Annotated in this window: 14 protein-coding genes and 7 tRNA genes; 17 read left to right on the top strand and 4 right to left on the bottom strand. The window is 54.3% G+C overall.

Annotation, left to right across the window (positions count from 1 at the left end; genetic code table 11):
- The first annotated feature begins 92 nt into the window (after positions 1-92).
- The 4 genes from ybfF to fur all read left to right on the top strand — a co-directional run bounded on the left by ybfF (position 93) and on the right by fur (position 2,757).
- Positions 93-857: an esterase gene (ybfF, locus tag AC6I8D_RS05520; RefSeq protein ID WP_312758068.1), complete on the top strand. Its 765-nt coding sequence runs from the start codon at positions 93-95 to the stop codon at positions 855-857.
- 165 nt (positions 858-1,022) lie between these two features.
- Positions 1,023-1,298 (top strand): LexA regulated protein, encoded by a 276-nt coding sequence (gene ybfE, locus AC6I8D_RS05515; RefSeq protein WP_069728027.1) that lies wholly within the window; start codon positions 1,023-1,025, stop codon positions 1,296-1,298.
- Between the two features lie 132 nt (positions 1,299-1,430).
- Positions 1,431-1,961: a flavodoxin FldA gene (fldA, locus tag AC6I8D_RS05510; protein WP_094119655.1), complete on the top strand. Its 531-nt coding sequence runs from the start codon at positions 1,431-1,433 to the stop codon at positions 1,959-1,961.
- 352 nt (positions 1,962-2,313) lie between these two features.
- The gene (gene fur / locus AC6I8D_RS05505; protein WP_031374805.1) at positions 2,314-2,757 is read left to right on the top strand and encodes a ferric iron uptake transcriptional regulator; all 444 of its coding nucleotides are present in this window, start codon (positions 2,314-2,316) and stop codon (positions 2,755-2,757) included.
- 70 nt (positions 2,758-2,827) lie between these two features.
- Here the strand turns inward: fur and AC6I8D_RS05500 are convergent, their stop codons facing one another.
- The 3 genes from AC6I8D_RS05500 to nagE all read right to left on the bottom strand — a co-directional run bounded on the left by AC6I8D_RS05500 (position 2,828) and on the right by nagE (position 7,304).
- The gene (locus tag AC6I8D_RS05500) at positions 2,828-3,223 is read right to left on the bottom strand and encodes a hypothetical protein (RefSeq protein ID WP_312053703.1); all 396 of its coding nucleotides are present in this window, start codon (positions 3,221-3,223) and stop codon (positions 2,828-2,830) included.
- Between the two features lie 233 nt (positions 3,224-3,456).
- Positions 3,457-5,124, bottom strand: coding sequence for a glutamine--tRNA ligase (gene glnS, locus AC6I8D_RS05495; RefSeq protein ID WP_312053702.1), 1,668 nt, complete (start codon positions 5,122-5,124; stop codon positions 3,457-3,459).
- A gap of 152 nt (positions 5,125-5,276) precedes the next feature.
- Positions 5,277-7,304, bottom strand: a complete 2,028-nt coding sequence (gene nagE, locus AC6I8D_RS05490; protein ID WP_312758071.1) for an N-acetylglucosamine-specific PTS transporter subunit IIBC — start codon at positions 7,302-7,304, stop codon at positions 5,277-5,279.
- Positions 7,305-7,636: 332 nt separating this feature from the next.
- On the opposite strand from nagE, the gene nagB reads away from it, so the two are divergent.
- From nagB to AC6I8D_RS05430, 12 genes are all read left to right on the top strand, one after another.
- Positions 7,637-8,437, top strand: a complete 801-nt coding sequence (nagB, locus tag AC6I8D_RS05485; protein WP_031374802.1) for a glucosamine-6-phosphate deaminase — start codon at positions 7,637-7,639, stop codon at positions 8,435-8,437.
- Positions 8,438-8,499: 62 nt separating this feature from the next.
- Positions 8,500-9,648, top strand: coding sequence for an N-acetylglucosamine-6-phosphate deacetylase (nagA, locus tag AC6I8D_RS05480; RefSeq protein WP_497819762.1), 1,149 nt, complete (start codon positions 8,500-8,502; stop codon positions 9,646-9,648).
- 7 nt (positions 9,649-9,655) lie between these two features.
- Positions 9,656-10,876, top strand: coding sequence for a DNA-binding transcriptional regulator NagC (nagC, locus tag AC6I8D_RS05475; RefSeq protein WP_312053696.1), 1,221 nt, complete (start codon positions 9,656-9,658; stop codon positions 10,874-10,876).
- 40 nt (positions 10,877-10,916) lie between these two features.
- Complete coding sequence (locus AC6I8D_RS05470) at positions 10,917-11,669, top strand: HAD-IIA family hydrolase (protein WP_031374799.1); 753 nt, start codon at positions 10,917-10,919, stop codon at positions 11,667-11,669.
- Positions 11,670-11,977: 308 nt separating this feature from the next.
- The gene (asnB, locus tag AC6I8D_RS05465) at positions 11,978-13,645 is read left to right on the top strand and encodes an asparagine synthase B (protein ID WP_497819761.1); all 1,668 of its coding nucleotides are present in this window, start codon (positions 11,978-11,980) and stop codon (positions 13,643-13,645) included.
- A gap of 219 nt (positions 13,646-13,864) precedes the next feature.
- Positions 13,865-13,941, top strand: a tRNA-Met gene (locus tag AC6I8D_RS05460).
- Between the two features lie 9 nt (positions 13,942-13,950).
- A tRNA-Leu gene (locus tag AC6I8D_RS05455) sits at positions 13,951-14,035 on the top strand.
- A 22-nt stretch (positions 14,036-14,057) separates the two neighbouring features.
- A tRNA-Gln gene (locus AC6I8D_RS05450) sits at positions 14,058-14,132 on the top strand.
- A gap of 34 nt (positions 14,133-14,166) precedes the next feature.
- Positions 14,167-14,241 (top strand) — tRNA-Gln (locus AC6I8D_RS05445).
- A 22-nt stretch (positions 14,242-14,263) separates the two neighbouring features.
- Positions 14,264-14,340 (top strand) — tRNA-Met (locus AC6I8D_RS05440).
- A gap of 6 nt (positions 14,341-14,346) precedes the next feature.
- Positions 14,347-14,421, top strand: a tRNA-Gln gene (locus AC6I8D_RS05435).
- 29 nt (positions 14,422-14,450) lie between these two features.
- Positions 14,451-14,525 (top strand) — tRNA-Gln (locus AC6I8D_RS05430).
- 115 nt (positions 14,526-14,640) lie between these two features.
- On the opposite strand, the gene ubiF is transcribed toward AC6I8D_RS05430, so the two are convergent.
- Complete coding sequence (gene ubiF / locus AC6I8D_RS05425; protein ID WP_312053692.1) at positions 14,641-15,813, bottom strand: 3-demethoxyubiquinol 3-hydroxylase; 1,173 nt, start codon at positions 15,811-15,813, stop codon at positions 14,641-14,643.
- A gap of 172 nt (positions 15,814-15,985) precedes the next feature.
- Between ubiF and miaB the strand changes: the two genes are divergently transcribed.
- Entirely contained in the window at positions 15,986-17,410 is a 1,425-nt protein-coding gene (miaB, locus tag AC6I8D_RS05420) for a tRNA (N6-isopentenyl adenosine(37)-C2)-methylthiotransferase MiaB (protein ID WP_312053690.1), read from the top strand.
- The last annotated feature ends 154 nt before the right edge of the window (positions 17,411-17,564 follow it).

Raw genomic sequence — 17,564 nt, 5'->3', positions numbered from 1 at the left:
CAGAATATGTCCTAATGCCGCCGGAACCGGCGCGCCTGAAAAGGTGAATCCATGATAACCTAAGCTTAGGTCTCAAACTTAAGAACTTTGCCATGATTTTGAACGCCCGTCTGCAAACTGAACAATCCCCGACTGATTCCCTGCCCATCCTGCTGATCCACGGTCTGTTCGGGACGCTGGATAACCTTGGCGTGCTGGCTCGCGGGTTAAAAGATGCCGCGCCGGTGCTGCAGGTTGATGTCCGCAACCATGGATTATCACCGCGATCCGCTGAGATGAACTACGCTGTGATGGCACAGGATATGTTAGAGACGCTGGATGCACACGGCATCGATCGGGTGGCGGTAATCGGTCATTCGATGGGCGGCAAAATTGCCATGACCATGAGTGCGCTGGCGGCCGATCGTATCGAACGACTGGTGATGATCGATATCGCCCCGGTGGATTATCAGACCCGCCGCCATGATACCATTTTTGCGGCGATCCGCGCGGTGACGGAAGCGGGCGTCACTTCCCGCAGTGAAGCCGCGCAGGTGATGCGTGGTCTGCTTGATGAAGAGGGTGTGATTCAGTTCCTGCTGAAATCTTTCCAGCAGGGCGAATGGCGCTTTAACGTGCCGGTATTGTGGGATAACTACGCCACCATTTCGGGCTGGCAGCCGGTTCCCGCCTGGCCGCATCCGGCACTGTTTATTCGCGGCGGTGACTCCAGCTATCTGGATAACCAGTACCGTGACGCGTTAATTACGCAGTTCCCGGCGGCCCATGCACATGTGATCAGCGGCGCGGGACACTGGGTGCACGCCGAAAAACCTGATGCCGTATTACGCAGCGTTCGTCGCTTTTTTGCGCTTTAAAAGCAAATACCTGGCGGCAAATGTTTAGGATTGGCGTCCGGAGTTAGCGTGGAGTATGATGGCGCGCTAAAATTTTGCCGCCGGTCATTTTGCCGCGGTAACGGCCAATAATTTATAATCTGCGCGGCGAGCGTCTGGCGCCCGCACATTCAGTTTCACTAAGCCATGGCAAAAGAACACACTGACCGCACGACGCTCGATCTGTTTGCTGATGAGCGCCGCCCAGGTCGACCCAAAACCAGTCCGCTTTCGCGTGATGAACAGCTGCGCATCAATAAGCGCAATCAACTGAAACGTGACAAAGGGCGCGGGCTTCGTCGTGTCGAACTGAAAATGAACAGTGAAGCCGTCGAAGCGCTCAATACGCTGGCAGAACAGCGCAATCTCAGCCGTAGCGAATTGATTGAACAAATGCTGCTGGCGCAACTCAAACTGGATTAATGCGGGCAAAACGCACGCAGAGGCAAATGTCGAGGCTTTAACCGTTCCGCGGGTTTGTCTCGTCTGCTATTATTCGCTGAAATGTGCTGCGGCACACATCTCATCATCAGGATTTAAGAGGTTATTTTACTCATGGCACTCGTAGGCATCTTCTTTGGCAGCGATACCGGCAACACCGAAAACATTGCAAAAATGATCCAGAAACAGCTGGGTAAAGACGTTGCAGAAGTCCACGACATCGCGAAAAGCACTAAAGAAGATCTGGAAGCGTTTGACATCCTGCTGCTGGGTATCCCGACCTGGTATTACGGTGAAGCGCAGTGCGACTGGGATGACTTTTTCCCGACGCTGGAAGAGATCGATTTTAACGGCAAGCTGGTCGCCCTGTTTGGCTGTGGCGATCAGGAAGATTATGCCGAGTACTTCTGTGACGCGATGGGCACCATCCGCGACATCATTGAGCCGCACGGCGCAGTGATCGTCGGCCACTGGCCAACCGAAGGTTATCACTTCGAAGCATCAAAAGGCCTGGCTGACGATACCCACTTCCTCGGCCTGGCGATTGACGAAGATCGCCAGCCAGAACTGACTAATGCGCGCGTTGAGCAATGGGTTAAGCAGATTTTTGATGAACTGCAGCTCAAAGAGATCCTCGAAGCCTGAAGATAGCCGACTCAATGTGAGCGCCAGCTCACATTGAGGCAACGGAAATTCCTATAGAAATAATAGCCACATTTTTTTAACTTTCTTCGTTTAATCTGTAGAATACCCGCATCGATCTTCCGCTTATTTTCTCTGGCAGCAGATAGGACTAAGCGAAATGTTAACAGACTCCTGCAGAAATCCTCCCCGGCTCGGTGACGTATCCCTTACAGCCCATGGTGATTTAGGCACTCCCCTCGGTTTTCATTTCACTGCATCAGTTCTATAATGAGACGCAAATGAGAATGGGCACAGATCGACATTCAAGGCCAAGCGCCACAAAAGTGAATATAAGTAACAGGACAAAATCCGCATGACTGACAACAATACCGCATTAAAGAAGGCTGGCCTGAAAGTCACGCTGCCCAGACTGAAAATTCTGGAAGTGCTTCAGGAACCTGAGTGCCATCACGTCAGCGCGGAAGATCTGTACAAACGCCTGATCGACATCGGCGAAGAAATTGGTCTGGCCACGGTTTACCGCGTGCTGAACCAGTTTGATGATGCCGGTATTGTGACCCGTCACAATTTCGAAGGCGGCAAATCGGTGTTTGAGCTGACTCAGCAGCATCACCACGATCACCTGATCTGTCTGGACTGCGGTAAAGTGATTGAGTTCAGCGACGAGTCGATTGAAACCCGTCAGCGTGAAATCGCTACCCGCCACGGCATCAAGCTGACCAACCACAGCCTCTATCTGTATGGTCACTGCGCGCTGGGCGACTGCCGTGAAGATGAGACGCTGCACGATCAGTAAGTCTGACGCAGGCTGAAATAAAAAAACCGGTGAATTCACCGGTTTTTTTTTATTCTTTTTCCGCCGTCAGTCAGGCAACCAGGGTTTCCTGCAGGTAACGCCAGCGCGGAATCGAGGTGCTGTAATCCAGAATCGCCAGGGCGATGCGGCTCTGATTATTGCCGTTCAGCATCTGCATCTCACGGTACTGCACGGTGACCTCTTTCTCCTGATGGGAAATGACCATGTGCTCGCAGGTGGCGATGCGCATCCCTTCCCGCTGGCCCTGCAGCTGACGGAAAAGATCTTCGACTTCATTCAGGTTCAGTTGAGTTCCGCGCGGGGTAACCATGCGAAATTCAGGATGAAAATAGGACATCATCAGCTCAAAACTATCATCAGACCCGGCGGGTTGATTGAAAATACGTTCAATAAGCTGATGTAAAACGACGACACTGTGTTTGGCTTCCTGGGCGAGAACGGTCATTTTTTTTCCTTATATCACTCGCTGAGCTATGTCTGAGACGGCATAGCCTACCTGAAAGCGGATAATTCACATCTGGTAATTGATTAATTTTTTTAAACTCAGATTTCTCTCACAATTTCGTAACAACCACTCCAAAATGGCGACAGCACAAACCTCGGTGATGGCAAAAATCAGGACAATAAAAAAGGGCGATACCTCGCCCTTTTGCCATTTTATCAGGTCAGCACCAACGATTATTCGCCAGCTTTAGTCCAGGTATCGCGTAGGCCAACGGTGCGGTTAAACACCAGCTGTGACGGCTTCGAATAGACGCTGTCAGCGCAGAAGTAACCTTCACGCTCAAACTGGTACGGCGTGGTTGCTTCCACGTCACGCAGACCTGGCTCAACAAAGCCCTGTTTGATAGTCAGCGATTCTGGATTGATCACCGACAGGAAATCGTCGGCTGCGCCCGGATTTGGCACGCTGAACAGGCGATCATACAGGCGGAACTCGGCTGGCTGCGCGTGGTCTGCCGACACCCAATGGATCACGCCTTTGACCTTGCGGCCATCAGCAGGATCTTTACTCAGGGTATCCACATCGCTGGTGCAGTAGATGCAGGTGATGTTGCCCGCTTCATCTTTTGCCACCCGCTCAGCACGGATCACATAGGCGTTGCGCAGGCGAACTTCTTTGCCCAGTACCAGACGCTTATATTGCTTGTTGGCCTCTTCACGAAAGTCCGCCCGGTCGATCCAGATCTCACGGCTGAAAGGCACCTCACGCGTGCCCATCTCCGGTTTAGACGGATGGTTAGGCATGGTGATGGTTTCGTGGTGGCCGGCCGGCAGGTTTTCGATCACTATTTTCACTGGATCGAGCACCGCCATAGCACGCGGCGCATTCTCATTGAGATCGTCACGGATGCACGATTCCAGCGACGCCATCTCCACAATATTGTCCTGCTTGGTGACGCCAATACGGCGGCAGAACTCGCGGATTGAGGCAGCGGTGTAACCGCGACGGCGTAAGCCAGAAACGGTCAGCATGCGCGGATCGTCCCAGCCCTCAACGTGCTTCTCGGTCACCAGCTGCGTCAGTTTGCGTTTTGACATCACCGCATACTCAAGATTCAGGCGCGAGAACTCATACTGACGCGGGTGCACCGGAATAGTGATGTTATCCAGCACCCAGTCATACAGACGACGGTTGTCCTGGAACTCCAGCGTACAGAGTGAATGGGTAATCCCTTCCAGCGCATCGGAGATGCAGTGGGTAAAGTCATACATCGGATAGATGCACCACTTGTTACCGGTCTGGTGGTGTTCAGCGAACTTAATCCGATAAAGCACCGGATCGCGCATCACGATAAAGTTTGAGGCCATATCGATTTTGGCGCGCAGGCAGGCAGTGCCTTCGGCGAACTCACCGTTTCGCATTTTCTCAAACAGCGCCAGGTTCTCTTCTACGCTGCGATCGCGATACGGGCTGTTTTTGCCCGGCGCAGTCAGGGTGCCGCGGTATTCGCGGATCGCTTCCGGGCTCAGCTCATCGACATAAGCCAGCCCTTTATTGATCAGTTCGATGGCATAGTTGTAGAGCTGATCAAAATAGTTTGATGAGTAACAAACCTCACCGCTCCACTCAAAGCCCAGCCATCTAACGTCACGCTTGATAGATTCAACGAACTCCATATCCTCTTTGACCGGATTGGTATCGTCGAAACGCAGATTGCATTGCCCCTGGTAATCCTGGGCGATGCCAAAATTCAGACAGATCGATTTCGCATGACCAATGTGCAGATAGCCATTGGGCTCCGGCGGAAAACGGGTATGCACGCTGCTGTGCTTACCGCTCGCCAAATCTTCGTCGATGATCTGACGAATAAAGTTAGTTGGGCGGGCTTCAGCCTCACTCATCTCAAAAATCCTCAATACGAATAGCGGGTGATATGTACCACGAAGTAACGGAGTATGATCCACAAAGCGCCAGAGGGAAACAACCGTTTGTTCAGGCTTTAAAACAAAAAAGGCAGGAATCGCTTCCTGCCTTGTGGGTTTTGCTGCGGGGATTAGCCTTTCACTTCGTACAGTGGGGTTTCACCCGCCACCACCTTACCGCTGGCCAGTAACGTCAGGCCGGCAAAATCATCGCTGTTGCTGACCACCACCGGACTGACCATCGAGCGGGCATTGGCGTTGAGGTAATCCAGATCCATCTCCAGTACCGGCTGACCGGCCGCCACGCTGGCACCCTCTTCTACCAGACGGGTAAAGCCTTTACCCTCCAGCGCCACGGTGTCCAGCCCCATGTGGACCACAATCTCAACCCCGTTGTCGGTTTCCAGACAGAAGGCGTGATTGGTATTGAAGATTTTCACCAGCGTACCGGCAATCGGTGCCACCACCCATTTGTCGCTCGGCTTGATCGCCAGACCGTCGCCCACCGCTTTGCTGGCAAAAGCTTCGTCCGGCACCGCATCCAGCGCAACAACGTCACCGCTCACCGGTGCCAGCAACGTGGCGATAACCCGCGACTCACTGTTCAATACTGCCTGCGGCTTAACGGCTGCTGCCGGTGCTGCTGCATTGCTGCTGGCGGCGGCTACTGGCCCTTTGGTCAGCACTTTTTTCATCGCCGACGCAATGCCTTCAGCCTGAGTACCGACAATGATCTGTACGCTCTGCTTGTTGAGGCGAATCACCCCGGACGCGCCGAGACGTTTAGCCACGCTTTCATTCACCTGTGCTGAATCATTCACGTTAAGACGCAGGCGGGTAATACAGGCATCAATGCTGGTTAAGTTGTCTGAGCCGCCTACCGCGCCAATATAACGACGCGCCAGCGTTTCAGTCGCACTTTCACCGTTATCGGTTTTATCGACGTTGACGTCATAACCATCACTTTCGTCACCGGCGACCGCCAGCTCACGGCCCGGCGTCATCAGGTTGAATTTTTTGATGGTGAAACGGAACACCACATAGTAGATGACGAAGAACACCAGACCCTGCGGGATCAGCATGTACCAGTGCGTCGCCAGCGGGTTACGGGTCGACAGCACCATATCCACCAGCCCGGCGCTAAAGCCAAAGCCGGCAATCCAGTGCATGCTGGCCGCGATGAAGACAGAAATACCGGTCAGCACGGCGTGGATCAGATACAGCACCGGTGCCACGAACATGAAGGAGAACTCCAGCGGCTCAGTGATACCGGTGAAGAAAGCTGCCACCGCTGCCGCCAGCATGATGCCACCAACTTTGGCGCGGTTTTCCGGCCGTGCACACTGGTAAATTGCCAGCGCCGCACCCGGCAGACCGAACATCATGATGGGGAAGAAGCCCGCCTGATAGCGACCGGTGATGCCGACAGTTGCCGATCCATCAGCCAGTGACTGTGCGCCGCCGAGGAATTTAGGAATATCGTTAATCCCGGCCACATCAAACCAGAACACGGAGTTCAGCGCGTGATGTAAACCCACCGGAATCAGCAGACGGTTAAAGAAGGCGTAGATACCGGCGCCGGCTGAACCCAGCTTCTGAATATGTTCGCCAAAGCTGACCAGACCGTTGAAGACAACCGGCCAGATATACATCAGAATAAAGGCCACTAAGATCATCAGGAACGACACCAGAATCGGTACCAGTCGGCGTCCGCTGAAGAAGGAGAGCGCTTTAGGCAGCTCGACGTGGCTGAAGCGGTTATAGACTTCCGCCGAGAGAATACCGACCAGGATGCCGACAAACTGGTTTTCAATTTTGCCAAAGGCAGCAGGTACCTGCTCCAGCGGTATTTTCTGAATCATCGCCACAGCAGCTGGCGAACAGAGTGTGGTCACCACCAGGAACCCGACGAAGCCGGTCAGCGCCGCTGCGCCATCTTTGTCTTTGGACATCCCGTAAGCGATACCGATAGCGAACAGCACCGACATGTGTTCGATGATCGCGGCACCGGACTTGATAAACAGCGCTGCCAGCGCATTGCCTGCGCCCCAGCTGACTGGATCAATCCAGTAACCGACCCCCATTAATATCGCTGCCGCTGGCAGGGTTGCTACCGGCACCATCAGTGCACGGCCAACGCGTTGTAAGTAACCTAACATTTACCCTTTCCCCCTATGAGCCTGGCTTGTCGCTCTGCGCCGCTTAATATTGTTATGTCGGCTGCAAAGACCTTATGACACTTCATATCACGCAGCGAAGTGTAATGATAAATTAATTCGCCTCGCAAATTAAAACCACCATAACTGTGACTTTTATCACCAAAAAACATCGATTGATGCGGCAACATCTGGCTATAGCCGCAAACTTATTTTATGATCCGAAATATTAAGGCGCACTCAGACCGTGGCGGGATGTCAGAATCCGTTTAGGCTGATGAGTAACGCAATGGATTCGCGCGCCCCCCTTTCCATTTTCCTAATTGAGGTGAAACATGAGACTGATTCCTTTAGCTACACCAACCCAGGTCGGCAAATGGGCAGCACGCCATATTGTGAACCGGATTAATGCCTTTAACCCAACGGCAGACAAACCCTTTGTGCTGGGCTTACCGACCGGCGGTACGCCGCTTGAAGCTTACAAGCACCTGATTGAGATGCATAAAGCGGGCCAGGTTAGTTTCAGGCATGTTATCACTTTCAATATGGATGAATATGTTGGCCTGCCAAAAGAGCACCCGGAAAGCTACCACAGTTTCATGTATCGCAACTTCTTTGATCACGTTGATATTCAACCAGAAAACATCAATCTTCTGAATGGTAATGCGCCGGATATTGACGCAGAATGTCGCCAGTATGAAGAGAGAATCCGCGCGCTGGGCAAAATTCACCTGTTTATGGGTGGCGTTGGCAACGATGGTCACATCGCCTTTAACGAACCGGCCTCTTCGCTGGCTTCACGTACCCGGATTAAAACCCTGACGCATGACACCCGTGTGGCAAACTCTCGCTTCTTTAACGGCGATGTCGATCAGGTACCAAAATATGCGCTGACGGTGGGTGTCGGCACCCTGCTGGACGCGGAAGAAGTGATGATTCTGGTTACCGGCCACGTTAAAGCTCAGGCGCTACAGGCGGCGGTCGAAGGCAACGTTAATCACATGTGGACCATCAGCTGTCTGCAGCTGCACCCGAAATCGGTGGTGGTGTGTGACGAGCCAGCCACCATGGAACTGAAAGTGAAAACCGTGAAATATTTCCGCGAGATGGAAGCGGAAAATATGAAAGGCGTGTAACTAAAAATTTGTCGTACCTGCTGTTGCCCCGGGCAGCGGCAGGTCAGGACGGGAGAGAAGAGATGTTCGCATTAGTTAATGGCCGGATTTATAGCGGCCACCAGATTCTGGACAATCACGCGGTGGTGATTGCCAACGGGCGCATCGACCGCGTGATCCCACGTGAGTCGCTGCCTGCAGACGTGGAGCAGCGTGATGTATCAGGTGCCATTATTGCGCCCGGCTTTATCGATCTGCAGCTTAATGGCTGTGGCGGCGTTCAGTTTAATGACGACATCGACGCGCTCAGCGTAGAGACGCTGGAAATCATGCAGCGCGCCAACGAAAAGTCAGGCTGCACCAGCTTTTTACCGACGCTGATCACCAGCAGTGACGAATTAATGCAGCGGGCGATCGAAACCATGCGCGCTTACCTGCATAAACATCAGCATCAGGCGCTCGGGCTGCATCTGGAAGGTCCGTGGCTGAGCAAAGCGAAGAAAGGCACCCATAATCCGGCGCTGATCCGCCTGCCCGACGCCGCCCTGGTGCAATACCTGTGTGAAAATGCGGATGTGATCACAAAAGTGACGCTGGCCCCGGAAAATGCCGGCTGCGACGTGATTCGTCAGCTGACTGAAGCGGGTATCATCGTCTCCGCCGGGCATTCCAACGCCACTTACGAAGAAGCCAAAGCGGGCTTTTCTGCGGGCATCAGCTTCGCCACACACCTGTATAACGCCATGCCGACCTTTGCCGGTCGTGAACCGGGTCTTATCGGTGCGCTGTTTGATTCGCCTGATGTATACTGCGGCATTATTGCGGATGGTTTACATGTCCATTACGCTAACGTTCGCAATGCGAAGCGCATTAAAGGCGACAAGCTGATCCTGGTAACGGATGCCACAGCACCGGCTGGCGCGGCGATTAGCGAGTTTATTTTTGCTGGTAAAACAATCTATTATCGTGACGGGCTGTGCGTTGATGAAAACGGAACGCTGAGCGGTTCTGCCCTCACCATGATTGAAGCAGTACAGAACAGTGTGGAACATGTTGGCATTGCACTGGATGAAGCGTTGCGCATGGCGTCACTTTACCCGGCACGGGCGATGGGCGTGGAAAAGCAGTTAGGCTCGATCGAAGCAGGAAAAATCGCGAACCTGACTGTGTTTACGCGCGACTTTAAAATCATTAAGACGTTTGTCAACGGAGACGACGTCCTGAGCGAGTAAGCACTGAATGACCACTGGCGGCCAGTCACAAATAGGAAATGTCGATCTTGTTAAACAACTCAATAGTGCGGCCGTTTACCGGCTGATTGATCAACAGGGGCCGATATCGCGCATTCAGATTGCCGAACTCAGCCAGCTTGCGCCCGCCAGCGTCACCAAAATTACCCGTCAATTGATAGAGCGCGGATTGATCAAAGAGGTGGACCAGCAAGCCTCTACCGGCGGTCGCCGCGCTATCTCCATCATCACTGAAACCCGCAATTTCCATACCATCGGCGTCCGGCTTGGACGCAACGATGCGACCCTGACGCTGTTTGATCTGAGCGGAAAATCGCTGGCGCAGGAGGATTATGCGCTGCCGGAACGCACCCAGGAGACGCTGCAGCATGCGCTGTTCAACGCCATCAGCGCCTTCATTGAGCAGCACCAGCGCAAAATACGCGAGCTGATCGCGATTTCGGTGATCCTGCCCGGGCTGGTTGACCCGATTAACGGGGTGATCCGCTATATGCCGCACATCGCTGTCAGTCACTGGCCGCTGGTCGCCAGCCTGAAAGAGCGCTTTCGCGTGACCAGTTTTGTCGGTCACGACATCCGCAGCCTGGCGCTGGCTGAGCACTACTTTGGGGCAAGCCGTGACTGCGCCGACTCCATTCTGGTGCGCTTACATCGCGGCACCGGGGCCGGTATCATCGCCAACGGGCATATTTTTCTCGGCAGCAACGGTAACGTCGGTGAGATTGGCCATATCCAGGTCGATCCGCTGGGCGAACGCTGCCACTGCGGTAACTTTGGCTGCCTCGAAACCATCGCCGCCAACGGCGCGATTGAGAATCGGGTGCGTCATCTGCTCAATCAGGGCTATCCCAGCGTGCTGACGCTGGAGGCGTGCCAGATGCCGCAAATCTGTAAAGCGGCTAATCAGGGTGATGCGCTGGCCTGCGAAGTGATCGAATACGTCGGCCGCTACCTCGGTAAAGCTATCGCGATTGCCATCAACCTGTTTAATCCGCAAAAAGTGGTGCTGGCCGGTGAAATCACCGATGCAGAAAAAGTCCTGCTGCCGGCGATTGAAGGCTGCATTAACACACAGGCGCTCGCCGCCTTCCGCAAAAATCTGCCGGTGGTGCGTTCGACCTTAGATCATCGTTCGGCAATCGGCGCCTTTGCGCTGGCAAAACGTGCCATGCTTAACGGCATTCTGCTGCAACATCTTCTCGAAGAATAAGCTCAGCCTGCCACTCTGGCGGGCCACATCGGATCTGACTATGACCATTAAAAGCGTAATTTGTGATATTGATGGCGTGCTGATGCACGACAACACGGCAGTTCCCGGCGCACAGGAATTTTTGCAGCGCATTCTGGCGAAGGAGATGCCGCTGGTGGTGCTGACTAACTACCCTTCGCAAACCGCGCAGGATCTGGCCAACCGTTTCGCCTCGGCGGGCGTAGAGGTGCCGGACTCGGTGTTCTACACTTCGGCGATGGCCACGGCAGACTTTCTGCGCCGTCAGGAAGGCAAAAAAGCCTATGTGATAGGTGAAGGTGCGCTGATCCACGAACTCTACAAAGCCGGCTTTACCATCACCGATATCAACCCTGATTTCGTCATCGTCGGGGAAACGCGCTCGTTTAACTGGGACATGATGCACAAGGCGGCTTTTTTTGTCGCCAACGGCGCGCGGTTCATCGCCACCAACCCTGACACCCATGCGCGCGGCTTTGTGCCGGCCTGTGGCGCGCTGTGTGCCGGCATCGAGAAGATTTCCGGTCGCCGCCCGTTCTACGTCGGCAAACCGAGTCCGTACATTATGCGTGCCGCCCTGAACAAGATGCAGGCGCACTCGGAAGAGACGGTGATTGTTGGTGACAATCTGCGCACCGATATTCTGGCCGGTTTTCAGGCCGGGCTGGAGACGGTGCTGGTGCTGTCGGGCGTATCAACCTTAAGCGATATTGATGCCATGCCATTCCGGCCTGACTGGATCTACCCTTCAGTCGCGGACATTGACCTGTTCTGATGCCTTTTTCTTATGACGCATCGGGCTAAAGCGTGATGCGTCCCCTCTTTTCGACCGATTACCCGCCCTCTCTTTCGGCTAAAATTCAGCCAGAAAATGCATTTCATTACCGATCCGACAATAAAAACGTTGTTAAATTGTGGTTTATTCAATTTTATTGCCATGACAACAATCTTTTTATCAGTAAATCGCGATTCCTCTTGCATTGAATGCACCAAATAGCGCATTTTCTTATACATCACGCAGCGTCAGGCTGCCGGACAAACGCAAAAGATAACATCGCCGTAAGGTGAGCTCAGGAGTCAGTTATGTGTTCAATTTTTGGTGTGCTGGATCTGAAAACCGATCCTGTTGAGCTGCGCAAAAAAGCGCTGGAATGTTCACGCTTAATGCGTCATCGCGGCCCGGACTGGTCTGGCGTCTATGCTGATGACCATGCGATCCTGGCGCATGAACGTCTCTCAATCGTTGACGTCAACAACGGCGCACAGCCGCTGTACAACGCCGACCACACTCATGTCCTGGCGGTTAACGGCGAAATCTATAACCATCAGGCACTGCGCGCAGAACTGAGCGATCGCTATCAGTTCCAGACCGGATCTGACTGTGAAGTCATCCTGGCGCTGTATCAGGAAAAAGGCGTCGATTTCCTCGACGATCTGGAAGGCATGTTCGCTTTTATCCTGTATGACAGCGTTAAAAACACTTACCTGATTGGCCGCGATCACATTGGCATCATCCCGCTCTATATGGGTAACGATGAGCATGGCAACCTGTATGTCGCGTCAGAGATGAAAGCGCTGGTGCCGGTCTGCCGTTCAATCAAAGAGTTCCCGCCGGGCAGCTATCTCTCCAGCACCGATGGTGAAATCCGTCGTTACTGGCAGCGTGACTGGATGGAATACAAAAATGTAGAGCACAACACCACCGACGCTACGGGCCTGAAGCATGCGCTGGAAGAGTCAGTGAAAAGCCATCTGATGTCAGATGTTCCTTACGGTGTGCTGCTGTCTGGCGGACTCGATTCCTCAATCATTTCTGCCGTCACCAAGCGCTTTGCCGCTAAGCGGGTCGAAGATCAGGATAAAAGTGATGCCTGGTGGCCGCAGCTGCACTCATTCGCGGTGGGCCTGGAAGGATCGCCCGATCTGAAAGCGGCCAAATCCGTGGCGGAGCATCTCGGCACCGTGCACCACGAAATTCATTTCACCGTGCAGGAAGGTCTGGATGCGATTCGCGATGTGATTTATCACATTGAAACTTACGACGTCACCACCATCCGCGCCTCCACGCCGATGTACCTGATGTCACGTAAGATTAAAGCGATGGGCATTAAGATGGTGCTGTCGGGTGAAGGCGCAGATGAAGTGTTCGGCGGCTACCTCTACTTCCATAAAGCGCCGAACGCCAAAGAGTTCCACGAAGAAAACGTGCGTAAACTGCAGGCACTGCATATGTTCGACTGCGCCCGTGCCAACAAGGCGATGTCAGCCTGGGGCGTGGAAGCGCGTGTGCCCTTCCTGGATAAAAAATTCCTCGACGTAGCGATGCGCATCAACCCGGCCGACAAAATGTGTGGCAGCAACGGCAAAATGGAGAAGCACATCCTGCGTGAATGTTTCTCTTCATACCTGCCGGAAAGCGTGGCGTGGCGGCAGAAAGAGCAGTTCTCAGACGGCGTTGGTTATAGCTGGATCGACTCCCTGAAAGAGGTTGCCGCGAAGCAAATCAGCGATCAGCAACTGGCCACCGCGCACTTCCGTTTCCCGTTCAACACGCCGGGTTCGAAAGAAGCGTATCTGTATCGTGAAATTTTTGAAGAGCTGTTCCCGTTACCGAGTGCGGCAGAGTGCGTGCCAGGTGGTCCATCGGTGGCCTGCTCCTCAGCCAAAGCGATTGAATGGGACGAAGCGTTTAAAAACATGGACGATCCATCCGGTCGCGCGGTGGGTGTGCATCAGTCAGCCTATAAATAGCCGTATCAGAAGAGATGAAAAATGGGCCGTTTAAGGCCCATTTTTTTTATCATCTGCGTTGTATTCACTGAAAAATTGTTGAATAAACCGCCAGCCTGGTCATAAGCCAGTCAAACAGCGGTTATCAGCAAAAAAACGGCAAAAAACTTGTTGACGCTGTTAAGTCAACTCCGCATAATGCGCCCCGCAACGCCGATGAAGGTTACGCGAAAAAAAGATGGCTACGTAGCTCAGCTGGTTAGAGCACAGCACTCATAATGCTGGGGTCACAGGTTCGATTCCCGTCGTAGCCACCATCTTTTTTTGCGGGAGTGGCGAAATTGGTAGACGCACCAGATTTAGGTTCTGGCGCCGCAAGGTGTGCGAGTTCAAGTCTCGCCTCCCGCACCATTTCATTATTCGGCAGCATGGATGGGGTATCGCCAAGCGGTAAGGCACCGGTTTTTGATACCGGCATTCCCTGGTTCGAATCCAGGTACCCCAGCCAATTTCGATGAATCTCGTGGCTGCGAGTGGACGAATGGGATATCGCCAAGCGGTAAGGCACCGGTTTTTGATACCGGCATTCCCTGGTTCGAATCCAGGTATCCCAGCCAGCATCGAAATGCAGTACAATTTGGCTACGTAGCTCAGCTGGTTAGAGCACAGCACTCATAATGCTGGGGTCACAGGTTCGATTCCCGTCGTAGCCACCATATTATTGGGGTGTCGCCAAGCGGTAAGGCACTGGTTTCTGATACCAGCATTCCGGGGTTCGAATCCCTGCACCCCAGCCACACAAAAGACAATTTGAATTAACACCTATTGGGGTGTCGCCAAGCGGTAAGGCACTGGTTTCTGATACCAGCATTCCGGGGTTCGAATCCCTGCACCCCAGCCAAATTGCACAACAAAGCCCGCTTTTGCGGGCTTTGTTGTTTTTGTGCTTTCCGGTCAGTTGCCGGTCAGGGTAGCGGCCCGCCTTATCACGAGCCGTATTACACCATCAGGCTGATTTACAATCCCAGCGCATAGCGCAACACCTGACGCTTCAGCACGCCGGAATGTTCGGCGGCGATCAACCCAAGGTTACGCGCAAAGCGCAGCGGTGCCAACTGATTGCTGAAGGCGAAATAGAACAGATCCATCCCGCCCTGCATCAGCATATTGTCGGTGCGACGCTGACGCTGATAGCGCTGCAATATCCGCTCAGCCGCCCAGTCTTCCGCCGCGCCGCGCGCGCTCACCAGTACCTCAATCAACGCATCAATATCGCGGTAACCGAGATTAACGCCCTGCCCCGCCAGCGGGTTGATGGTATGTGCCGCATCGCCGACCAGCGCCAGTCCTGGCAGCACGTAACGCGCCGCATGACGCCGCACCAGCGGGAACCCGCCCGCAGCATGGGCTTTAAACCGCCCCAGACGCGCCGGGAAGTGGCTGGCAATCTCTTTTTCCAGCTGAGTCAGCGCCATCGTCTGCAGCTGGCGTATCCGTGCAGGCGCGTCGTACCACACCAGCGAGGCGCGGTTGTCATACAGCGGCAGAAAAGCGCGTGGCCCCTGCGGAGTGAAATGTTGCCAGGTAGCATCGCCGGCCGGATGTTCACAGCTAACGCTGATCAGCAGGCAGGACTGCGCATAGCTCCAGCCGTGGATGCCAATCCCCGCCATCTGCCGCACCTGAGAGTTAGCGCCATCTGCACCCACCACCAGCCGGGTATGCAGCGTCTCGCCGCCGCTCAGGTCAACGCGCCAGCCGCCATTCTCCTGCTGCAGGTTCGCCAGCGTGGCCGGACAGCAGAGCGTAACCCCCAGCGCCTGCATCTCTTCCCACAGCGCCCGTTGCAGCACGCTGTTTTCCACCATAAAGCCCAGTTCCGGCAGCCCGAGCGAGGCGGCATCGAAGCTGACCTGCGCGGTTTGCCATTCCCAGGTTTCCAGCTTGCGATACGGCGCGCATCGCATCGCCTCAACCCGCGACCAGACGTTAAGCTGCTTGAGTAACGCTACCGATGACGAGCCGATGGCCGAGATCCGCAGATCGGGATCGCTCTCTGCTGCAAAAGGGGCCGGTTCGGCGCGCTCAATCACCGCCACGCGGAACTGCTGCTGCGTCAGCCCACACGCCAGCGCAGCACCCACCATGCCACCACCGACGATCACCACATCAAACTGGTTATCCTGCATTGCTTATATCCTTCTTCTTTTCCCGCCAGCCTGCACAACACGGGTCTGATTAAAGCAAAGTGTACCGGAAAAAGAGTGGCACGATCAGAAAAGCCCTTAGGCTGGTCACAACAGCATCAAAGCATTACAATACGCGCCCTGCCTCCACTGCACTGAATCAATGGCTAGTTCGATGACAAAAAAACTGCATATCAAAACCTGGGGATGTCAGATGAATGAGTATGATTCATCTAAGATGTCTGACCTGCTGAACAGTACGCACGGCTACACGCTGACCGAGGTCGCTGAAGAGGCGGATATCCTGCTGCTCAACACCTGTTCTATTCGCGAGAAAGCGCAGGAGAAGGTTTTCCACCAGTTGGGGCGCTGGAAAAAGTTAAAAGAGCGTAACCCGGATTTGATCATCGGCGTCGGCGGTTGCGTGGCGTCGCAGGAAGGGGATCATATTCGCCAGCGTGCGCCCTGCGTCGATATCGTCTTCGGCCCGCAGACCCTGCACCGTCTGCCAGAAATGATTAACACCGTGCGCGGCAGCAAAAGCCCGGTGGTGGATATCAGCTTCCCGGAAATCGAAAAATTTGACCGTCTGCCCGAGCCGCGCGCAGAAGGTCCGACCGCCTTCGTCTCGATCATGGAAGGCTGCAACAAGTACTGTACCTTCTGCGTGGTGCCTTATACCCGCGGTGAAGAGGTCAGCCGTCCGAGCGACGACATTCTGCTGGAGATCGCCCAGCTGGCGGCCCAGGGCGTGCGTGAAGTTAACCTGCTCGGCCAGAACGTCAACGCCTATCGCGGTGCCACCTTTGATGGCGGCATCTGCACCTTTGCTGAACTGCTGCGCCTGGTGGCGGCCATCGACGGTATCGATCGTATTCGCTTTACCACCAGCCACCCGATTGAGTTCACCGATGACATTATCGAGGTTTACCGCGATACGCCGGAGCTGGTGAGCTTCCTGCACCTGCCGGTCCAGAGCGGTGCCGACCGCATCCTGACGCTGATGAAACGGGCACACACGGCGCTGGAGTATAAGGCGATTATCCGTAAGCTGCGTGCGGCGCGCCCGGATATCGAAATCAGTTCTGACTTCATCATCGGTTTCCCGGGTGAAACCCAGCAGGATTTCGAGCAGACCATGAAGCTGATCGCCGATGTCAATTTCGACGTCAGCTTCAGCTTTATCTACTCTGCGCGTCCGGGCACCCCGGCGGCTGACCTGCCGGATGACGTCAGCGAAGAAGAGAAAAAGCAGCGCCTGTGGATCCTGCAGGATCGCATCAATCAGCAAGCGATGGCCATCAGCCGGCGGATGCTTGGCACGGTGCAGCGTATCCTGGTAGAAGGGATCTCCCGTAAGAACGTCATGGAAGTCTCTGGCCGCACCGAAAATAACCGGGTGGTGAACTTTGAGGGATCGCCGGAGATGATCGGCAAGTTCGTTGATGTCGAAATCGTCGACGTCTACACCAACTCGCTGCGCGGCAAACTGGTGCGTACCGAAGAAGAGATGGGACTGCGGATGGCAGAAAGCCCGGCTTCGGTTATCGCCCGTACCCGTAAAGAGAACGAAATCGGCGTAGGTCTGTTCCAGCCTTGATGCCTGCCCTACTTGCGGCAATGCGCGCAGCATTGCCGCCAATTTCACTTTGTTGCACTTGGTTTCTGAAAGTGCCGCCCAAATATCTTTTCTTAAGCTTGCGCCCAGGCGTTACGGCATAAATAATTTCGTTATGGTGCATCCGGTTAAGCCC

The organism is Pantoea sp. X-Soil-MYKO-1785 (genome assembly GCF_059730675.1).
Note: the sequence above shows the minus strand (reverse complement) of the source record. Positions and strands in the feature narration are given on the sequence as shown.

What these genes read in the sequence shown, in the direction of transcription:
- ybfF (WP_312758068.1), top strand. Translation starts at nt 93, where the DNA reads ATGATTTTGAACGCCCGTCTGCAAACTGAACAATCCCCGACTGATTCC.
- ybfE (WP_069728027.1), top strand. Translation starts at nt 1,023, where the DNA reads ATGGCAAAAGAACACACTGACCGCACGACGCTCGATCTGTTTGCTGAT.
- fldA (WP_094119655.1), top strand. Translation starts at nt 1,431, where the DNA reads ATGGCACTCGTAGGCATCTTCTTTGGCAGCGATACCGGCAACACCGAA.
- fur (WP_031374805.1), top strand. Translation starts at nt 2,314, where the DNA reads ATGACTGACAACAATACCGCATTAAAGAAGGCTGGCCTGAAAGTCACG.
- AC6I8D_RS05500 (WP_312053703.1), bottom strand. Translation starts at nt 3,223, where the DNA reads ATGACCGTTCTCGCCCAGGAAGCCAAACACAGTGTCGTCGTTTTACAT.
- glnS (WP_312053702.1), bottom strand. Translation starts at nt 5,124, where the DNA reads ATGAGTGAGGCTGAAGCCCGCCCAACTAACTTTATTCGTCAGATCATC.
- nagE (WP_312758071.1), bottom strand. Translation starts at nt 7,304, where the DNA reads ATGTTAGGTTACTTACAACGCGTTGGCCGTGCACTGATGGTGCCGGTA.
- nagB (WP_031374802.1), top strand. Translation starts at nt 7,637, where the DNA reads ATGAGACTGATTCCTTTAGCTACACCAACCCAGGTCGGCAAATGGGCA.
- nagA (WP_497819762.1), top strand. Translation starts at nt 8,500, where the DNA reads ATGTTCGCATTAGTTAATGGCCGGATTTATAGCGGCCACCAGATTCTG.
- nagC (WP_312053696.1), top strand. Translation starts at nt 9,656, where the DNA reads ATGACCACTGGCGGCCAGTCACAAATAGGAAATGTCGATCTTGTTAAA.
- AC6I8D_RS05470 (WP_031374799.1), top strand. Translation starts at nt 10,917, where the DNA reads ATGACCATTAAAAGCGTAATTTGTGATATTGATGGCGTGCTGATGCAC.
- asnB (WP_497819761.1), top strand. Translation starts at nt 11,978, where the DNA reads ATGTGTTCAATTTTTGGTGTGCTGGATCTGAAAACCGATCCTGTTGAG.
- ubiF (WP_312053692.1), bottom strand. Translation starts at nt 15,813, where the DNA reads ATGCAGGATAACCAGTTTGATGTGGTGATCGTCGGTGGTGGCATGGTG.
- miaB (WP_312053690.1), top strand. Translation starts at nt 15,986, where the DNA reads ATGACAAAAAAACTGCATATCAAAACCTGGGGATGTCAGATGAATGAG.